A 19414-nucleotide genomic window follows, 5' to 3' on the forward strand; every position below is an offset into this window, starting at 1 on the left:
TATTTGAAAGAGTGGTTCTAATGAGAATTTCGATTATTGGGTTAGACGACGAAAGGTTAAATCGTCAATTAACGCTGATTGCAAATCTGTTTTTTGAAGAAACAGAGATTGTAAAGGTTTTAGACAATAAGGCTGATTTAACCATAAAATTTAATATAAATGAAGATAAATTTATTCATGTTTGTGCTGAGTTACTTGATACAGAGGGCAAAACCTTTTCAAACGATTATCAAAAAGCAGTGCAGCCTTTTCAAACAGAGAAGGAGTATTTTAAGCAGATAAAAAATGCCGTTGCCCATGTGTATGTAACATTATTGCAAAATTGGACAGGAATTACTCAGAAGTGGGGGATTTTAACAGGGATTAGACCAACAAAGCTTTTACATCGTAAAGTTCAAGAAGCGATTCCCCAAGAAATTGCTCACCAGCAATTAAAGGATGATTACCTGATTACCGATGAAAAAATACAGCTTATGCAGCAGATTGTCGACAGACAGCTGGCGGTTGTTCCTGATCTTTATTCCCTTCAAAAAGAGGTTAGTATATACATCGGTATTCCTTTTTGCCCGACAAAATGTGCATATTGTACATTCCCGGCCTATGCAATAAACGGCAGACAAGGATCTGTCGATTCTTTCTTAGGCGGGCTGCATTTTGAAATGAAGAAAATTGGTGAATGGCTGAACGCAAAAGGTGTACGAATTACTACCGTTTACTTTGGGGGAGGGACACCTACAAGTATTACGGCAGAAGAAATGGATATGCTGTACGAAGAGATGTATACTTCGTTCCCAGACGTTGAGAATATCCGTGAGATTACAGTCGAGGCAGGACGTCCGGATACGATTACCCCTGAGAAATTATCGGTATTAAAGAAATGGAAAATAGACAGAATCAGTATTAATCCACAGTCGTATACGCAGGAAACATTAAAAGCGATTGGGCGCCATCACAGTGTTAAGGAAACCATTGATAAATATCATTTGGCAAGAGAAATGGGCATGAACAATATTAATATGGATCTTATTATTGGTCTTCCAGGTGAGGGGATGCCTGAATTTACACATTCACTTTCAGAAACCGAAAAGCTGATGCCAGAATCATTAACGGTCCATACGTTATCGTTCAAACGCGCCTCGGAGATGACGAAAAATAAAGAAAAATATAAAGTAGCAGATCGTGATGAAGTAGAGCAAATGATGAAATTGGCAACAGAGTGGACAGATAGTCACGGTTATGTGCCCTATTATCTCTATCGGCAAAAAAACATTCTTGGCAATCTTGAGAATGTCGGGTATGCGTTTCCGAATCAAGAAAGTATTTATAATATCATGATTATGGAGGAGCAGCAGACCATTATTGGGCTTGGATGCGGAGCAGCCAGTAAATTCATCGACCCATTAACAGGGAAAATCACTCAGTTTGCGAATCCAAAAGATCCAAAAACATATAATGAAAGCTTTGAAACGTATACAGAGCAAAAAATAAAAATATTAGATGAAATGTTCTCAGAAAAAGGATCTCCTGCTTAATAAAAGGCAGGAGATTTTTTTGCGAATTTTTCGTTCTTTATAAAGGGGTTGTCATAATCATGACGAATATTTTATAGGACAAAAGAATAACATGATTTGAGAACGTTATCATTAATGGAGGGATTTAGCAATGATGCAAACGCCTTTAACAATGACACAGATGATGGAAAGAGCGGAAAAGTATTTTCCTAAAAAACAGGTAATCTCCAGAACTGCAAGCGGTATGCATCGAATGACCTACGAGCAAATCGGTGAAAGAACTAGGAGACTGGCAGATAGTCTTAAAAAGCTAGGAATAGAAAAAGGTGATAGAGTAGGAACACTTGCATGGAACCATCATCGTCATCTAGAGGCATATTTTGCAATACCGTGTATCGGTGCTGTCCTTCATACGATCAACATTCGTCTTGCTCCGCAGCATATTTCCTACATTATTAATCATGCAGAAGATAGTATCCTCTTAGTAGATCCTGATTTGATTCCATTACTTGAAAAATGTGCATCTGAGCTAAAAAGCGTTAAGGCTTATGTGATTATGACAGATGACAAGGTACTCCCTGAAACCACACTTTCACCAATCTATCATTATGAAGATTTATTAGCTGAAGCGAATCCGAATTTTAACTATCCTGAAGACATAGAAGAAAATGACCCTGCTGGTATGTGTTATACCTCTGCGACAACGGGCAATCCAAAAGGAGTCGTCTATTCTCATAGAGGGATTTTTCTCCATAGTATGGCGTTAGGTCTGGCAGACAGTGCGGCAATGAGTGAAAGAGATATTGCATTACCAGTCGTACCAATGTTTCATGCCAATGCATGGGGAATGCCCTTTGCTGCAGTATGGTTTGGCACATCCCTAGTGCTGCCGGGACCATATTTTACACCAAAACTAATTGCAGAGCTTATTGAAAGTGAAAGAGTAACCATTACGGCGGGTGTCCCAACCATTTGGCTGGGGTTGTTAAAAGAAGTTGATGAGTGCTCTTATGACCTTAGCAGTTTAAGAGGCGTGCTTTGCGGCGGCTCTGCAGCTCCAAAAGGGATGATTAAGGCTTTTGAACAACGGCACAACATTCCATTCCTGCATGCGTATGGTATGACCGAAACAAGTCCGCTCGTAGTTATTTCAACATTAAAAAGCTATCAAGAAAATTTAGATTATGAAGAAAGACTAGAAATAAGAGCAAAGCAAGGGGTTCTAGTTCCGGGCTTAAGCATTAAAGTTATCGGCATGACTGGCGAAGTTGCTTGGGATGGAAAAGAAATGGGAGAATTATGCATCAAGGGCCCTTGGATTGCATCAGAGTATTATAAAGATGAGCGAACTTTGGAGGCATTTCAGGACGGCTGGCTTCATACAGGAGATGTTGTGACGATTGACGAGGAAGGGTTTGTAAAAATCGTCGATCGTACCAAAGACTTAATTAAAAGCGGTGGTGAATGGATTTCTTCTGTCGATTTAGAAAATGCTTTAATGGCCCATGAAGCTGTGTTTGAAGCGGCAGTAGTGGCTGTCCCGCATGAACAGTGGCAGGAGAGACCTGTAGCATGTGTGGTGTTAAAGGAAGCATATAAAGATAAGGTGACAAAAGAAGAGTTAATAGAATTTTTACAACCGCAGTTTGCCAAATGGTGGCTTCCAGATGAAATCTTATTTATGGACGAAATACCAAAGACATCAGTTGGAAAGTTTTTAAAGATGAACTTACGTGAACAGGTGCAAAATGAAATGTTAAGGAAGTAGGTTGGTGAGGCATTGAACTGCACTGCATTTCGTCAAAGACAAAGAGAATACTCTCTTTGTCCTTTTTGTAGTATGAAAGTTTCATAAACCTTCATAGTGAAAATTCCATATATTATGAAAATTTATTCTTTATCACATCAATTCAAGCTATAATGGAAGTGAGTAAAGGAATGGGAGGCGTTTGGGGTGACAATCAATTTTGTAACGGATAAGGTAAAAGTGAGGGTAAACGGCCGGGTTGCAACCGTTGAAATGAATAGGCCGGAAGCGTTAAATGCAATTGATGGTGACATGATCAGGGGATTAGTCAGCAAGCTTAAAGAAATTGCTGAATCAGATGACATCGATGTTGTAGTGTTAACAGGAAGCGGCAGAGCGTTCTCAGCAGGCGGAGATATTAAAACCATGCTTTCTGAATTGAGTGAAAGCGAATTCTTCCCGGTAATGGATTCTATTAGTGAATTAATTATTACACTTTATAGTATTCCAAAACTGACTATTAGTGTTGTAAATGGTCCAGCTGCAGGCCTTGGATTCAGTCTTGCGCTGGCTACTGATCACATTATAGCCGACAATACCAGCAAACTGGCCATGAATTTTATTGGAATTGGTTTAATACCAGATGGGGGTTCCCATTTCTTTTTAGAAAAAAGATTGGGAGAAATTAAGGCAAAACAGGTAATTTGGGAAGGGAAAATGATGAATGCACAGGAAGCCTTAGAAATGGGGTTAATTCAGGAGGTGGCTGCTGGAGATTTGCAAGATGTCCTAGAAGCTAGACTATCTGAATGGCTTAGCCGTCCCGTGCAGGCGATGATTAAAACAAAAAAAATACTAGCTGACATGAATCGGCCGCAGCTATTAAAACTATTAGAACTAGAAAAGCATGGTCAGCTAAATATGCGTCGAACATTCGACCACCAAGAAGGAATGCGGGCATTTATAGAAAAGAGACCAGCAAAATTTATTGGAAAATAAATAAAATAGAGAAAAAAGAAGCGAAATCGCTTCTTTTTTCTTTTTAAAAGACTAGGAATGGAACAATAATAGTTTCCCGCTTGGTGATGTGAAACGATGTGTTTTCTCTAGTAAATTCTTTTCAGCTAATAATTTTTCAGCCAATTCCTTTGCTGCCTCATCATGTTCAGCTTGAATGGCTTCATCAACTATTTTTTCTCCATTTGCTTCAAATGCAGTTAACTTGTAAGTTTTCATTTTTACTCCTCCTAAATACCTGTTAATATTATAATATTCCCATAATTCTTGGTATTTTGCAAAAGTGAAACTTTACCAGATGAATAACGTATAGTAAATTCTGAAGGGGGAATTTGTATGGTATTAAAACTTGACCATGTAACAAAACGATTCGGCGACTTTACGGCCGTTAAGGATTTATCCATCGTTATACCTGAAAAAGAAATGTTTGGCTTTTTAGGGGCCAACGGTGCCGGGAAGACAACAACGTTTCGAATGATCTTAGGACTGCTGGATGCTAGCGGCGGACGAATTACTTGGGACGACAAGCCGATTAATTATTCAACCAGCCATTTAGTTGGCTACCTTCCAGAAGAAAGAGGTTTATACCCAAAATTAAAGGTTAGCGACCAAATCGTTTACTTGGCAAGATTAAGAGGAATGCCAAAAAGCGAGGCAGTCTCCGAATTGAAATTCTGGCTGGAGAGATTTAAAGTCCCTGAGTATGAAAATAAAAAAGTAGAAGAGCTCTCAAAAGGAAACCAACAAAAAATTCAGTTCATTGCCGCGGTCATACATAAACCAAAATTATTAATTCTTGATGAGCCTTTCAGCGGTTTGGATCCTGTTAATGTTGAAATGCTCAAAGAGGCTGTGCTCTCACTAAAGGAAAATGGAACGACCATTGTTTTTTCAAGCCACCAGATGCACCATGTGGAAGAGATGTGTGAGCACCTTTGTATTATGCATAAAGGATCTCCGGTTGTACATGGTTCATTAAAAGAAATCAAACGTGCATTTGGTAAGAAGAATTTAGTGATTCATGCCGATTTTCCATTGGATTCGCTAAAAAATTTCTCCGGTGTGGTTAAGTCAAGGTCTACTTCAGAGGGAATCCATCTCCAAATTGAGGGAGAATACATTGCAGAAAAAATACTTAAGGATATAGTAAACAAAGGATTCATTCGGAAATTTGACCTGGAAGAACCTTCTTTAAATGATATTTTTATCGAGAAAGTAGGTGATTCATATGAATAAGTTTTGGATTATTTTATTCCATACGTATTTCAGTAAATTAAAAACAAAGTCATTTTTGATCACAACCTTGTTGACCGTAGTCATCACTTTAGGTTTGACCAACATGAGCTCAATCATTGAGGTTTTTGATAAAGGCAGTGATAAAGAAAAGGTTGCTGTGTTAGATGAAACAGGTCAGCTATATGCACCGCTTAAAGAACAAATGAACGTTTTAAATAAAAACTTGGAGCTGACTGAGTTTAACGGTACGGAAAAAGAGGCTGAAAAGGCTGTAGAAGAAGGCAAATATACAGGGGTTGTCGAGCTGCGTTACGACCAAGACCAATTGCCTGAAGCTACTTATAAAGCGATGAGTGTAGCAGATTCAACGTTATCTACCGATCTTCAAACTGGGCTTCAGCAAATGAAAACGGCGCTGGCAGCTTCAAAAATCAACTTAACACAAGAGCAGCTCCAGCAACTCTATGAACCCGTTTCCTTCGAGAAAACGGCTCTTGAAGAAAATGCCAAAACAGAAGAAGAATTAAATCAGGCTAGAGGACTTGTTTATGTCCTGCTGTTCATCATCTATTTTGCAGTGATCATGTATGCCAATATGATTGCAATGGAAGTGGCTACAGAAAAGTCTTCGAGAGTGATGGAAATCTTGATATCCAGTGTATCACCGATTAAACAGATGTTTGCAAAGATACTCGGTATTGGTTTATTAAGTTTAACTCAGCTCGCAGTACTTTTATCTGTAGGTTACTTCTCGATAAAAAGGAATTTATCTTCTCTAGAAGGCGGCTTTTTTGATGCATTTGGATTTGGGAATACATCTTTATCAACAATTGCCTATGCTGTTATTTTCTTTATCCTAGGTTATTTCCTCTATGCGACCCTTGCCGCCTTTTTGGGTTCACTGGTCAGTAGAATTGAAGATGTTCAACAAATGATTACTCCTATGACATTACTCGTGGTAGCCGGATTTATGATTGCCATGTTTGGTCTTGGAAAGCCGGATTCACCTTTTATCGTCATTACATCCTATATACCATTTTTCACCCCAATGATTATGTTTTTACGAGTCGGAATGCTGAATATTCCAGTTTGGGAGGCTGCATTAGGGATTGCGGTCCTAGTAGGCACGATTGCCTTCTTAGCAGTATTTGGTGCTCGTGTTTATCGTGGGGGAGTCCTTATGTATGGGAAATCAAATTCTTTCAAAGATATAAAAAAGGCGCTGCAATTAACAAAAAAAGAATAAAAGCACGAGGCTTTGTCAAAATTGGCAAAGCTTTTTTAAAAAATTTCATCCAGAACGTGCATTCGGTTTTTTAGGATGCTACAATGAAGGAAAACTCACTGAAAGGAAATTCTATGAAACAGATATCATTTATACACGCAGCTGACCTGCACTTGGACAGTCCGATGGTAGGCTTGAAGAATTTACCTGCTGCCATCCTTTCAAGAGTGAGAGAGAGTACGTTTGCAGCTTTAAAAAAACTAACAGCAGCAGCTATTGATCACAACGTTGATTTTGTTGTCGTCGCAGGAGATTTATTCGATGGTGAAGACAGAAGCTTACGGGCTCAATCTCGCTTCCGTAATGAAATGAAGAAGCTTTTACAAAAGGAAATTCCTGTTTATATTATACACGGTAACCATGACCACTTAAATGGTTCATGGGTTCATCTAGATATGCCTTCAAATGTCCACTTTTTTGGAAGTGATGTTGAAATGAAGGTATTACATACAAAACGCGGTGAAAAGGTCCATATATACGGCTTCAGCTATTTACAGCGACATATCCTAGAAAAACGGATCGATGACTATCACAAAATCGAGCCCGCGGATTTCCATATTGGACTGCTTCATGGGAATGAAGGAGGTCGGACGGAGCATGATAATTACGCTCCCTTCTCAATCAAGGACCTTATGGAGAAACAATTTGATTATTGGGCTTTAGGTCATATTCATAAACGCACAATATTATCTGAAAATCCACCTATTATCTATCCAGGAAACCTTCAAGGCCGAAATAGGAAGGAAATTGGGATAAAAGGCTGTTACCATGTTTGTTTAAATGAAGTAGAAGCTAATATTAAATTTATTGAAACTTCCGATGTAGTATGGGAAGAAGTGTCTGTCGATGCAGCTTCTGCACATACTTTTCAAGAAGTCTTGCAATTATGCCAAGTTACGATTGAACGTTTCCGGAAAACAGGAAGGGGAACTCTGTTAACCTTGAATCTAAAAAATGTTCATTTGGAGGATAGTCACGAGAAAAAAATCTTAGACACTGAGCTGCTTGATTTACTTCTAGACTATGAAAATGAGGAACAATCATTTGTTTGGATCGTTGACTTACTCATACAGCAAAACCTTGAGCATGATAGAAAACATCTAATGAATGAAGCGGATTTTTATACAGAGCTTTTTGCAGCCATAGATAACTATCAAAATGTAGAATCTGCAATAGCGCCATTATATGAACATCATCAAAGCGGCAGAAAATATTTAAAAGGCTTAACAGAAAGTGAGCAGAAAGAATTAGTAGAAAAGGCTGAAAGACTATTAATTGGGCTTTTATATCAGTAGGAGGTGAGAGGAAAGGTTGAAAATCCAAGAGATACACATATATGGCTTTGGTCATTTAAATAACATAGAAATAAAAAATTTGTCCGACTTTCAAGTGTTCTATGGTGAAAATGAAGCAGGGAAATCCACTATCATGGCATTTCTTCATGGCATATTATTTGGGTTCCCAACAAAACAATCTTCGGAACTTCGCTATGAGCCCAAAAATGGGTCAAGTTATGGTGGAAAGCTTAGGATATTCTTTGATGGACATGGACTTGTAACGGTTGAGAGGATAAGAGGTAAGGCTCTCGGAGATGTTACGGTAACGCTAGAGGATGGAACGACTGGTAATGAGGAACTGCTTAAACAATTACTTGGAAATATGGATAAAGGGTTGTACCAAGCCATTTTTTCATTTAATATCCATGGGCTGCAAAACATCCACCAAATGAAGGGCGAAGAACTAGGCAGATTTTTATTTTCTACTGGTACACTCGGAACAGAACGATTAGCAAAGACTGAGGCAGAGCTTCAAAAGGAATTAGAGGCCCGTTTTAAACCAAGCGGCAAGAAGCCAGTGATAAATGAAAAACTAAAAGCCGTTCATGAACTTAACAGTGAACTTACTAAAGCAGCAGCTAAAAATCAAGAATACGAGAAGTTAATTACAGATAAAGAAAAAATTAATACAGAAATAAAGAATATAAGTCATTCTCTTCTGGAGCTAAAGGGTGAGGTAGATAAATTAAATGAATGGCAGAAAATTCATTCACTCGTTAAAGAGGAGAGATGGATCAATAATGAAATTGTGTCGTTAGGGGATATTCCATTTCCTGCTAGAGGTGTTGAGCGAATAGAAAAGTTAAATCAGCTTATCTATCCATATAATGCTCAGATTTCTGGTTTAATGGAAAGAGTGATGCAATTAAGAAATGAAATTGCAGCGATTAAGCCAGATAAGCAATTTCTTGAACACGAGTCACAGTTGCTTGCTGCTTTAAACCAGATTCCCATTTACGAACAATTGACTTTAGAAAAACAACAATGTGAATTAAAATTAGTTGATTTAGAAGATAAAATCTCGAATATTAACGAAAGACTGCACTTACCTTTGAATGAAGAAGAAATATTTGCCATTAATACAAATATTTATATGAAAAATCAAGTTGAGCAGGTTTCTCGAAAAAAGCAAAAGCTTTCGGAAGTAAAACAGGAGCTTGAGGAGAAATTTCGCGAGGAGCAAAACGTGCTGGAGGAACTAGAAGAAAAAGTTCACAAGGCCGAAACGAAAGTGATAGCAGTTCAAGAAAGAGCAAGACTTGAAAAGTTAGTTACTGAAGAGAGAGAAAAAGGAAAAGTTGAACTTGAATTAAAAGCTGTCCAAGACAAAATGGAGTATTATCAACATTCAAATGAGCAAGAAAAAAAAGCTTTTGCAAAAATTCATAAACAAAAGCAAATACAATTTCTTGTAATCGGTGTGCTTTTACTGTTGCTAGCCTTTTACGGATTATATAGTCAGCAATGGATACTATTGGTTATGGGAATATTAGGCAGCATCCTCATTGGTGCTTTTCTGGGGAATCGTCGTAATCCTAAAAATGAAACTGACATCAGCCAGGTGCTAAGTCAATTGTTAGAAAAGGAAAAACAGTTAATTCAAAAACTTGGGTCTTTTAAAAATAGTAACATCTCAGCCATCCAAGAGAAATTGAATCAGGATCAACTCCTAAGAGAGAAGCTTCAGCTGTTAAAAGTAAAGCTTGAGCAGCAGCAAACCCAATATGAAAAGGTAATCCGGAAATTTGAAGAGTGGGAAAGTGAAGAAGCAGAAAATAAAGAATTGCTATTGAAACTCAGCAAGGAGCTTAATATCCCTGAATACATTGCCAATTCGTTTTTCCTTGAAGCATTTCAGCTGATTGAACAATATAAATTAGTTGGAAGAGAAAAAAGGCATCTGCTCATAAGATTGGAAAATATCAACCTTGAACAGTCAAAGATTACTGAAAGACTTGCATTTTACTCAAAAGAATATATAGCTGATCATGGAAATGATTTGGCAAAAACCGCCTTCTTACTGCGGGATAAATTAAAGGAAGAACATGGAAGGCTTATAAAGAGTCAAGAGAAGAAAGAAAAGCTTGAGGATTTCGAAGCAGATCTTAAACAAATGAAGCAGGAGCAAGCACATCTAATCTTGGAAAGGAAAAAACTTCTTCAAGAAGCCAATGTAGTAGATGAAGAGGCATTCTATGAGCTGGGCAGGAAAGTTGAAAAGAAAATCAAGCTAATTGAAAGGCTTGCGGATATAAAGAAACAGTTACAATACTCGGTCCTAACAGGAAAAGAGCAGGAAAGATTATTACATATCCATAATGTGGATGAACAAATAAGCCAGTATCATGATAAAATAAAAGCCTTATCATCAAAATTAGCTGAACTGCAAAAAGAACAAGCTGCGATTAACTACCAGATTCAAGTCCTTGAAGAGGGAGGATCTTATTCTGAGCTGCTTCATATCTTTAAACAGAAAAAATTTGAATTAGAAGACGCAGCCAAAGATTGGTCTGTTTACTGCATAGCACAGAACATTTTATCACAAACGGTTGAGAAGTATAAAAATGCTCATCTACCAAGAATGCTGGCAAAGGCAGAGGAATACCTGTATTTTCTAACTGAGGAACAGTATCACCGTATACATTTGCAAAAGTCAGGAACAGGTTTTCTTATTGAAAGAAGTGACTATACGTTATTTGAAGCAAATGAGTTAAGTCAAGCAACTACAGAGCAAGTATACGTTTCTATTAGATTGGCGCTTGCTGCTACATTATATGAAAAGTATCACTTTCCTATAATCATCGATGATAGTTTTGTGAACTTTGATGAGAACCGAACCAAAAAGATCATAGAGCTTTTGACCACATTAAAAACGAACCAAATTTTATTTTTTACCTGTCACAAACATTTGCTTCCACATTTTCAAACTGAAAATATTCAACATCTTCATAAAGATCATGTCGAAGTAATTTCATAGACAATGTTATACTTTTACTATCGGGGAAGGGGAGAGAAAGATGAATAAAGGAATCCTAGATTATGATACAGGCGTACAGGTAGATTTGTACTTACTTATAAAAAGTGCCACAAAAGGAATCGCTAGTAATGGAAAGCCGTTTTTAACACTTATCCTGCAAGATCAAAGTGGTGAAATAGAAGCGAAACTCTGGGACGCCAATGAAGAGGATGAAAAGAACTATACGGCGCAAAAAATCGTTAAGATTATTGGGGACACTCATAATTATCGCGGGAAAAACCAGTTGAAGATTAGACAGATTCGCAGAACAGGACCAAGTGACATCGTTAAATTGGAAGACTTCATTGAGACAGCTCCATTAAGTCGAGAAGACATGACTGGCAAACTGACACAATATATTTTTGAAATGAAAAATCCGAACATCCAGAGAATTACTCGCCATTTATTGAAGAAACATAATAAGGCTTTCTTGGAATATCCGGCTGCAACGAAAAATCACCATGAGTTTGTCTCTGGATTGGCATACCATGTTGTCAGCATGCTAGATTTAGCTAAATCTATTGCCACACTTTACCCTAGCCTTGATAAAGACTTGCTTTATGCAGGTGTTATCTTGCATGACATGGGCAAAGTAGTAGAACTATCAGGTCCCCTTTCAACCGTGTATACGGTCGAAGGAAACTTGCTTGGTCACATTACGATTATGGTAAATGAGATAGGGAAAGCTGCTGAAGAACTCGGGATAGCGGGTGAAGAAGTATTAATCCTCCAGCACCTTGTTTTAAGCCATCACGGAAAAGCGGAGTGGGGCAGCCCGAAGCCGCCGCTCATTAAAGAAGCTGAAATTCTCCATTATATTGATAATCTCGATGCAAAAATGAACATGCTTGACCGTGCGTTAGAACGTGTAAAACCGGGTGAATTCACTGAACGAGTATTTGCTTTAGATAATCGTTCATTCTATAAGCCTGTATTTCATAAATAATAGATAACCCTCCTGCGGGGTTATTTTTTTTGCTTGTAGGATGAATATTTAGCTTTTAATCGAATATGTTTAAGTAAAAAGTGGACAACCGCTAATGAAGGGAGCAAATGTAAATTGACTATTCCTATTTGGGTATATGCAGTTGTGGTTGGTATTGTTATTAGTGCGTTAATGGCGATCAAAACAGGCAGGGAAGAACGCTTATTGGAAATGGAAAATATCGAAAAAGAAGGAGAAATATATTTAACGCGACTTGAAGCAGAAAAAGAAAGACGTGAGGGAGAAAGAGTCACGGCAGAATAAAAATAAGAAGGGATGCAATGTCCCTTCTTACTTTAATTTATGTTATTAATTGTTATTGTTGTGCTGCAGCAGCAGGATTAAGTGCGTTCTTTAAGTCTTTGTCACTTATTTTTACATCTGCGTCTTTAATTTCTTTCTGCATGATTTCGTTTACTTTTTCATTCGTTAGTTTTGATTGTTTTAATTCTTTTTCCATTTGGCCTTTCATTTCTTCAAATGGTTTTTTCTCTTTTTTGTCAGTTACTTGAATAATATGGTAACCATGTGATGTCTGAACAGGGCCACTGATTTCATCCTTTTTAAGCGCATAAGCAGCTTCTTCAAACTCCGGAACCATAGCTCCTGGACCAAACCAGCCTAGGTCGCCGCCATTTGCTTTAGCAGCCTCATCCGTAGAGTAAGTGTTACTTACATCTTCGAATTTTTCGCCCGCATCAAGCTTTTGCTTCACTTCATTTGCTGTTGCCTCATCCTCAACAAGAATATGACGAGCCTTTATTTCAGGCTTATAGTTATCGTAGTATTCCTTAACTTCTTTATCCGTTACTTTTATTGCCTTCATAGCAGCTTTTTCTTGCAACATACCAAGTTTCATGGTTTCTTTAAAGTCATCTTCATTCTGATAGCCGTATTGTGCAAGTGCAGCATCGAAATTTTCACCTAGCTGCTCCTTTAATTCCGCAACCTTCGCATCCAGTTCTTTATCGGTTACTTCGTATTTGTCGGAAAGGACTTTTTCATATACAAGCTGTTGTAATGCTTGTGCACCCACCTTTTCCTTCATAGCTTCATAAAGTTCTTCCTGTGTAATATCTCCAGCCTTGCTTTCTGCCACAGTAGAACTGCCGCTCTGATTACATGCACTTAAGGCAATAACCCCGCCAGCTAATGTAAGGGCTAACATCCATTTTTTCATGAGGAACCTCTCCTAAACAGTAAATTCTTGTGGGTTTTTGTCCACAAACTATACTATAACATAATTGCTTACCACTGCAAAAAAAATTCTGCGTATTTGTTTCGTAAATTTTGGGCATTTACCTAAAGCTAATACGGAATTGATACATACGATAATATCTAAGAAATAACTAAAAACCTATTCATCTGCCCCTTGACTAAGCTGTTATCCTTATTAGATAAACACCCAGAAAGAAAAAATTGGACTTTTTCCTAAGAAATAAGGTAAGAGCCTAGACGAAATGAATAAAGCTTGAATAGTATATCGTAGTAAGTAATAAAGGAGCCGTATTACGATGAGTGGTGGACACGGATACGGAGCAGGATTTGCATTGATTGTAGTCCTATTCATTCAATTGATTATTGTTGGAGCATCTTGGTTTTAATAAATGTATAACATCTGATGCAGACAACAGCTTTAACCGTTTAAGGAAGGGGAGGATTGTGTGTCTGGAACATTCCACGGTGGGGGATTTGCGTTAATTGTAGTCCTTTTCATCTTGCTAATCATTATTGGAGCATCTTGGCTATAAGCTGAATAAAAAGCGATGAGAATTTTCTCATCGCTCTTATTTTTTGTTCAGACAGAATTACATGATGGTAAACCTATGTATACAAAATTTCTACATAGGATGAAATCAGTAATATGGTGACTAATATATTTATTGTGCGAAATACTTTATGCTGACGTTCCTCTGGAATATCCTTTTGAATACAAAGGGAATTAGTCATTTTGTTAACATAAAACAAAATAAAGATGGCGAAAACAATAAATACGGAGATCATCAACGATTCCCTCCCTGATGTTCGTTTATATGCTTATTACATTATCAAAAATTTACAGAAAAAGATAGTTAAAAAGAATGGTAGAAAAGTAGTAAATGAATTTTTATTAATTTAAAATAAACAATGCTGCAAAACTATTTAAACAAAAAGGTTTATTTCCAGCTTGAAAAGGTAAATAATGAACGTATGATAATTTAGAACAAGAGTCAGGAGGTCAAAGTAAATGGATAAATTAGTTGAACTACAATCTCGAGTGCAACTTCTTGAATATCATCAAAAGTTGCTGTTAAAAATGTTAGCTGCCCCCAACCTTGATTTTTATAGATTGGTAATTGAGAAGGGGATATCAGAACAGGAAGTGCAGGCATTTAATGAGATTTGTGAGGATTTGAACAAAAAAATGGAAAAACAAAAAGCGGAAGGTTTTATCCATTTTCATCCGCTTTTCATCGAGTTTTTAAATTCATTGCCAGCAGAACTTGACGCGAAAGAAGTTGTTCAATCATGTTTAAGGCAGCACCTTTACGAAACTCTTTTTCTAGAGTTTAATAAATGCCTCAATGACTAAGAGAGTTCTTGTTCTGTTTTCTCTGTCTTCTTAAGTTTACCATCATCTTCATTAAATTCTGTTTCAATATTATGAAAAGAACGTTCAAAGATTTCCATGAAATCATCACCATATATATTACGAACAATTGCCATCATTTCAATAATATCGGGAAACTTCCCATACAGATCTCTTAATGGCAATGCACCTGTATACGCAGCATTACCTGTTGGATGATAGGATTCCATTATTCGCAGAAAGATATCTTCACCTTGAGGGGTGAGTTGAATATACGTATTCCGTTTGTCGTTCTCTTTCTTTGAAAATGTTAGCAAACCTCTTTCTTCTAACTTTTTTGAAAAATTAAACGCTGTTGAGACATGCATGACCCCAAACTTTGCCACATCCGAAATTGAAGCCCCATTTAAATGGTATGCGATCCAAAGGATATGATGTTCATTAATATTTAAATCATAAGGCTTAATCCATTGCTGCCAATCCTTCTCAATTGATTTCCACAAAGCTTTACTCAATTGTGCAATCCTTTGGCTAAATAGCATCGCTTCTTTCATTGAATACTGTTTCTCCGACATCCCCAATTTCACCTACTTTTTTATTTCTCTATTAACATTATGCCAATAAAATAAAAATTAATAAAGATATAAATTCACAAAATTTTTAGAAATTATGATTTTTTCTACTTGAAAAAGTATTTCTTTTTTATTTTACTTTTTTTCCCTTAATAATTCCAACTTTTTGAATATTCCATATAGAAAAACATAGGGAAGGACACTATATCATATAAATCGTAGTAGCAGCTTTGGTATTCATAAGGGGGTTGTATATGAAAAGCGTGATAACCATTCTTTTTTTGTTAAGTCTATTGCTCTTTGCCAGCGCTATTTGGAATATTCTATCTTTAAAAAGACCCGGATTTTATCCACCTAAGCAAGTATTAAAAAAACGGGCTTCTTCATTAGCTGGGGGTGGAGCACTTTTTTTAATTCTGTCCATTCTGTTATCAAGCATTTGATTGTTACTACGTTTATAGCAGAAAAGAACCTTTTCGGTTCTTTTTCTGCTTCTTATTTTGAAATGGTGATAGACGTTGACGGCTTCGTTCTTTTAGCAACTGAAAGAGCAACTGGATACAAAATAACCATAACAATTGTATTCAGCGCAATTGCGGGTAAAACACCTGCAGCAAATAGTGCTGTGAAAGGACCTGGCAAGCCTACAATTAAATTTGCTGATCCTAAAAAGATGGAGCCAGAAACTAACGTCCCAATAGCAGTTAGGACAGCAACACTAATAATAGAATTACGGTATTGCTTTAATGCCAAAAATAATCCAAAAAATATTAAGGCTGTTATTGGCTTATCAATGATATTAGGAAGCTGGCCGCCAGGAAATCCCGTTGTAAGGGCAGATAATCCTCCAGTTACAATTGATAAAAGCATAACACTCTTTATTTCTGGAATAAGAATAATTCCTAAAAACATCATAGCCAGCATCATGTCTGGTTTAATGGTTAGAAATGCTGGCATTACGGTATGCAAAACAACACCAATTCCTGCTAAAAGTGATAGGACTACTAGATTCTTTGTATTCATTTCTTATCTCTCCTCTGCTAAACTAGCTATTTGCCTCTCCTGTAGTACGCTAAATGTCTACAGCGAAAAACTTGTTATCATTATAGCACAGGAATATCAAAATAATAAAGAAGTAATTTTCAGATAATTTATTATCCTTTATAAATGCTTGCTAATATTTTCTGCCATTTCTTTTAACGTTTGAGATGTATAATCACTCGTATTGGATTTCCAAACGGCCCCAAATCCGTCCCCTTGTCCATAGCGCGGAATTAAATGCATATGGAAATGATAAACAGTTTGCCCGGCTGCCTCGCCATTGTTATTCACAAGGTTTAAACCAAGCGGATGATATTCCTTCTTTAGTGCATTGGCTATTGCAGGTACAGCTTCGAAAAGGTTTTTAGCGATATCAGGAGTGAGTTCAAAAACATTCTCTTTATGTACTTTAGGGATAACGAGAGTATGTCCTTTTGTTACTTGACTAATATCTAGAAAGGCTAAGACATGTTCATTTTCAAATACTTTTGCTGCTGGGATGTCCCCTGTCACGATTTTACAAAAAATACAATCACTCATTTTAAAAGCCCCTTCCTTTATTTTAATCCGTATTTTACCATATTAAATGACAATAAAAAAGAAAGACAGGATCCGCATGGAATCCTGTCCTCTCGAAGGGGAATTGCTTCAAACTATACGTTCATTCGGGAATTACCTTTGATAAACACCTCATTTGACAATTTAGTGTTTTTTATAAAGAGTAATCATTGTTCAAGCTGACCATCCCCTATGTTGTTTTTAAAGTATTTTTCAACTTATAAAAACGGATGATAATCTGCCGTAAACACCTCATTTATTTTTTTAATAAATAGCTGGTGTTACATGAACTCTAAATGGTTACCAGGCAACTTGTGCAAAACAACCATCCCCTTATTTGAAACGTTTAGAATCTGCGTGTTTGAAAAGTAAAATGTCTTTGACAGACACCTCATTTCAAATTTTTGATGAATCACTTCATCGAGTAGGTGTTTCCCCTTCGAATATTATGATAACCCGTTTGAACAGAAATATACAAAAAAGTAATAAGAATTTGAAATCCTATTTTTATCAAAGGTGATTTGGTAAAATGTAAGGTAATTATGATATGGAGGGACTTACACATGTCTTTATTATCGATTGAAGACCTAACAGGTGGATACACAAGGAATCCTGTACTTAAAGACGTAACATTTGAAGTGAATGAAAAAGAATTGGTGGGATTAATCGGTTTAAACGGTGCAGGGAAAAGTACCACCATTAAACATATTATCGGTTTAATGGAGCCTCATCGGGGCAATGTGAAGATAAAGGGACGTTCCATTCATGAAGATAAAGAAGTTTACCGGAAAATGTTTACCTTTGTTCCCGAGACACCAGTGTTATACGAGGAACTTACCCTTGAAGAGCATTTAACTTTAACGGCTATGGCGTATGGATTAGATAAAACTACATATGAAACAAGAATAGAGAGGTTATTAGCTGAGTTTCGTATGGAAAAAAGAATGAAATGGTTCCCGGCACATTTTTCAAAAGGGATGAAACAAAAGGTAATGATTATGTGTGCTTTTTTGGTACAGCCCTCACTTTACATTGTTGATGAGCCATTTGTTGGATTAGACCCGCTAGGAATTCAATCGCTGCTTGATTTAATGAAAAAAATGAAAGATAACGGTGCAGGAATCTTAATGTCAACTCATATTCTTTCCACAGCAGAAAAATACTGTGATCGCTTCGTTATTCTTCATGAGGGGAAAGTTCGTGCAAAAGGTACGCTTAACGAACTCCGTAAACAATTCGCGATGCCAGCTGCTTCATTAGATGATTTATATATCCAATTAACGAAGGAAGAGAATTATGTTTGATGATAAGAAGCTCTGGAAAGACAGGGCAGTCCATCGTTTAAAAGAATTTGGCGTTTATCTTCGATATATATTAAATGGCCATTTGATGGTCGTCCTGCTATTTTTAATTGGTACAGCTGCATTTTATTACCAAAATTGGATAAAAACATTATCACTAAATTTTCCTGCTGAGATTATTATTGCATTGATATTAGGAATTATTTTAACCCACAGCCCTGTATATACTTTTTTATTAGAAGCAGACCAAGTATTTTTAATTCCACTCGAATCAAGGTTAAAAGGATACTTTTTACGCTCTGGGTTGATTAGTCTAGTCTTTCAAGGATATATTTTATTAATGTTCCTTGCTGTATTGATGCCATTGTACGCACATGTGAGCGTAAACGGATTTCAATCATTTTTTATTTTCTTCCTGGCCTTGTTGATTATGAAAGCCTGGAATATTGCAGTCAATTGGAGGATTCACTACTATGTGCAGCCTTCAGTTTATATTTGGGACATGTTTGTCCGCTATTTCATAAATGTTTTATTTACCTTTTTACTTTTTAGCAATGCAAATATTTTATTTTTATTGATATTTGCATTCATTTTGGCGTTTTATTATTTCTCCTTTAATAGTAAAACGAAGAAAATGGGATTGAAGTGGGATTTGCTTATAGCTCAAGAAGAGAAACGGATGGCTTCCTTTTATCGGTTAGCCAATTTATTTACAGATGTACCGAAATTAAAGGATACAGTGAAAAGAAGAAAATGGCTGGACTTGTTTATTCATTCGATTTCCTTTACGCAAAATAATACGTATCTTTATTTATTTGCTAGGACATTCTTGAGGTCATCAGATTATTTAGGACTGTTTATTCGATTAACGGTCATTGGTGCAATTGCACTGTATTTTATCTCCTTTGGAGCAGGGCAATTAGTTTTCTCTCTTTTGTTTCTTTATTTAACTGGATTCCAGCTTTTACCATTATGGTATCATCACCAAAACAAGCTTTGGATTGACTTATATCCAGTTTCTCAAACATATAAAACTGAGGCTTTCCATACGATTCTTAGGAACATTCTTTTCATTCAAACCTCCGTGTTTGCCTTGGTTCTATTGATAAAAGGGCAATGGATGTTTACGGGAATCATCCTCCTGACAGGACTGCTGTTTAGTTATTTATTTGTTCATTTTTATAGTAAGAAAAGACTAAAAGCATGAATGTATTTTTAAAAAAACTAATATCTTTTTGC

At 36.7% G+C, this 19414-nt stretch carries 21 protein-coding genes; 15 read left to right on the top strand and 6 right to left on the bottom strand.

What is annotated here, in order from left to right; genetic code table 11:
* The first annotated feature begins 20 nt into the window (after window positions 1-20).
* From AC2TFD_RS07445 to AC2TFD_RS07455, 3 genes are all read left to right on the top strand, one after another.
* Window positions 21-1532 carry a coproporphyrinogen III oxidase gene (locus AC2TFD_RS07445; protein WP_484675375.1) on the top strand — a complete coding sequence of 504 codons (1512 nt, stop codon included), beginning with the start codon at window positions 21-23 and terminating at the stop codon, window positions 1530-1532.
* 130 nt (window positions 1533-1662) lie between these two features.
* On the top strand, window positions 1663-3279 hold the full coding sequence (locus AC2TFD_RS07450; protein ID WP_335512095.1) for a long-chain fatty acid--CoA ligase: 1617 nt from the start codon (window positions 1663-1665) through the stop codon (window positions 3277-3279).
* Between the two features lie 186 nt (window positions 3280-3465).
* Window positions 3466-4257, top strand: a complete 792-nt coding sequence (locus tag AC2TFD_RS07455) for an enoyl-CoA hydratase (RefSeq protein ID WP_335512097.1) — start codon at window positions 3466-3468, stop codon at window positions 4255-4257.
* A 51-nt stretch (window positions 4258-4308) separates the two neighbouring features.
* Here the strand turns inward: AC2TFD_RS07455 and AC2TFD_RS07460 are convergent, their stop codons facing one another.
* Entirely contained in the window at window positions 4309-4494 is a 186-nt protein-coding gene (locus tag AC2TFD_RS07460) for a YhzD family protein (RefSeq protein ID WP_283864138.1), read from the bottom strand.
* A gap of 117 nt (window positions 4495-4611) precedes the next feature.
* Here AC2TFD_RS07460 and AC2TFD_RS07465 point away from each other — a divergent pair, with 117 nt between their 5' ends.
* From AC2TFD_RS07465 to AC2TFD_RS07490, 6 genes are all read left to right on the top strand, one after another.
* Window positions 4612-5511: an ABC transporter ATP-binding protein gene (locus tag AC2TFD_RS07465; RefSeq protein WP_335569613.1), complete on the top strand. Its 900-nt coding sequence runs from the start codon at window positions 4612-4614 to the stop codon at window positions 5509-5511.
* A complete protein-coding gene (locus AC2TFD_RS07470; protein ID WP_335512102.1) occupies window positions 5504-6757 on the top strand; it encodes an ABC transporter permease in 1254 nt (417 codons plus the stop codon). Before AC2TFD_RS07465 ends, AC2TFD_RS07470 begins: the two co-directional genes overlap by 8 nt.
* 113 nt (window positions 6758-6870) lie before the next feature.
* Window positions 6871-8091 (top strand): metallophosphoesterase family protein, encoded by a 1221-nt coding sequence (locus AC2TFD_RS07475; RefSeq protein ID WP_335512104.1) that lies wholly within the window; start codon window positions 6871-6873, stop codon window positions 8089-8091.
* A gap of 16 nt (window positions 8092-8107) precedes the next feature.
* Window positions 8108-11110: an ATP-binding protein gene (locus AC2TFD_RS07480; RefSeq protein ID WP_335569614.1), complete on the top strand. Its 3003-nt coding sequence runs from the start codon at window positions 8108-8110 to the stop codon at window positions 11108-11110.
* Between the two features lie 40 nt (window positions 11111-11150).
* A complete protein-coding gene (gene yhaM / locus AC2TFD_RS07485; protein ID WP_335512108.1) occupies window positions 11151-12095 on the top strand; it encodes a 3'-5' exoribonuclease YhaM in 945 nt (314 codons plus the stop codon).
* Window positions 12096-12209: 114 nt separating this feature from the next.
* Window positions 12210-12398 (top strand): sporulation YhaL family protein, encoded by a 189-nt coding sequence (locus AC2TFD_RS07490; protein ID WP_335512110.1) that lies wholly within the window; start codon window positions 12210-12212, stop codon window positions 12396-12398.
* Between the two features lie 52 nt (window positions 12399-12450).
* Here AC2TFD_RS07490 and AC2TFD_RS07495 read toward each other — a convergent pair whose 3' ends face one another.
* Window positions 12451-13314 carry a peptidylprolyl isomerase gene (locus AC2TFD_RS07495; protein WP_335512111.1) on the bottom strand — a complete coding sequence of 288 codons (864 nt, stop codon included), beginning with the start codon at window positions 13312-13314 and terminating at the stop codon, window positions 12451-12453.
* A 334-nt stretch (window positions 13315-13648) separates the two neighbouring features.
* Here AC2TFD_RS07495 and AC2TFD_RS07500 point away from each other — a divergent pair, with 334 nt between their 5' ends.
* Window positions 13649-13738, top strand: coding sequence for a YjcZ family sporulation protein (locus tag AC2TFD_RS07500; RefSeq protein ID WP_335512113.1), 90 nt, complete (start codon window positions 13649-13651; stop codon window positions 13736-13738).
* Window positions 13739-13798: 60 nt separating this feature from the next.
* Window positions 13799-13885: a YjcZ family sporulation protein gene (locus AC2TFD_RS07505; RefSeq protein WP_335512118.1), complete on the top strand. Its 87-nt coding sequence runs from the start codon at window positions 13799-13801 to the stop codon at window positions 13883-13885.
* A gap of 73 nt (window positions 13886-13958) precedes the next feature.
* Here AC2TFD_RS07505 and AC2TFD_RS07510 read toward each other — a convergent pair whose 3' ends face one another.
* Window positions 13959-14138, bottom strand: a complete 180-nt coding sequence (locus AC2TFD_RS07510; protein ID WP_335569615.1) for a hypothetical protein — start codon at window positions 14136-14138, stop codon at window positions 13959-13961.
* Window positions 14139-14361: 223 nt separating this feature from the next.
* On the opposite strand from AC2TFD_RS07510, the gene AC2TFD_RS07515 reads away from it, so the two are divergent.
* The gene (locus AC2TFD_RS07515) at window positions 14362-14706 is read left to right on the top strand and encodes a DUF1878 family protein (protein ID WP_335520173.1); all 345 of its coding nucleotides are present in this window, start codon (window positions 14362-14364) and stop codon (window positions 14704-14706) included.
* Here AC2TFD_RS07515 and AC2TFD_RS07520 read toward each other — a convergent pair.
* Complete coding sequence (locus AC2TFD_RS07520) at window positions 14703-15278, bottom strand: HTH-type transcriptional regulator Hpr (protein WP_335520170.1); 576 nt, start codon at window positions 15276-15278, stop codon at window positions 14703-14705. The two genes, AC2TFD_RS07515 and AC2TFD_RS07520, sit on opposite strands and share 4 nt — an antisense overlap.
* Window positions 15279-15529: 251 nt before the next feature.
* Here AC2TFD_RS07520 and yhzF point away from each other — a divergent pair, with 251 nt between their 5' ends.
* Window positions 15530-15718 carry a membrane protein YhzF gene (yhzF, locus tag AC2TFD_RS07525; protein ID WP_335520169.1) on the top strand — a complete coding sequence of 63 codons (189 nt, stop codon included), beginning with the start codon at window positions 15530-15532 and terminating at the stop codon, window positions 15716-15718.
* Between the two features lie 52 nt (window positions 15719-15770).
* Here the strand turns inward: yhzF and AC2TFD_RS07530 are convergent, their stop codons facing one another.
* Together AC2TFD_RS07530 and AC2TFD_RS07535 are read right to left on the bottom strand one after the other, a co-directional pair.
* The gene (locus tag AC2TFD_RS07530; RefSeq protein WP_335520167.1) at window positions 15771-16298 is read right to left on the bottom strand and encodes a tryptophan transporter; all 528 of its coding nucleotides are present in this window, start codon (window positions 16296-16298) and stop codon (window positions 15771-15773) included.
* A gap of 138 nt (window positions 16299-16436) precedes the next feature.
* Complete coding sequence (locus AC2TFD_RS07535; RefSeq protein WP_335520165.1) at window positions 16437-16856, bottom strand: HIT family protein; 420 nt, start codon at window positions 16854-16856, stop codon at window positions 16437-16439.
* Window positions 16857-17437: 581 nt separating this feature from the next.
* On the opposite strand from AC2TFD_RS07535, the gene AC2TFD_RS07540 reads away from it, so the two are divergent.
* On the top strand, window positions 17438-18178 hold the full coding sequence (locus AC2TFD_RS07540) for an ABC transporter ATP-binding protein (RefSeq protein WP_335517705.1): 741 nt from the start codon (window positions 17438-17440) through the stop codon (window positions 18176-18178).
* Window positions 18171-19382 (top strand): ABC transporter permease, encoded by a 1212-nt coding sequence (locus AC2TFD_RS07545; RefSeq protein ID WP_335569617.1) that lies wholly within the window; start codon window positions 18171-18173, stop codon window positions 19380-19382. Before AC2TFD_RS07540 ends, AC2TFD_RS07545 begins: the two co-directional genes overlap by 8 nt.
* Window positions 19383-19414 lie beyond the last annotated feature (32 nt).

It is taken from the genome of Neobacillus sp. plas4, from assembly GCF_057221695.1.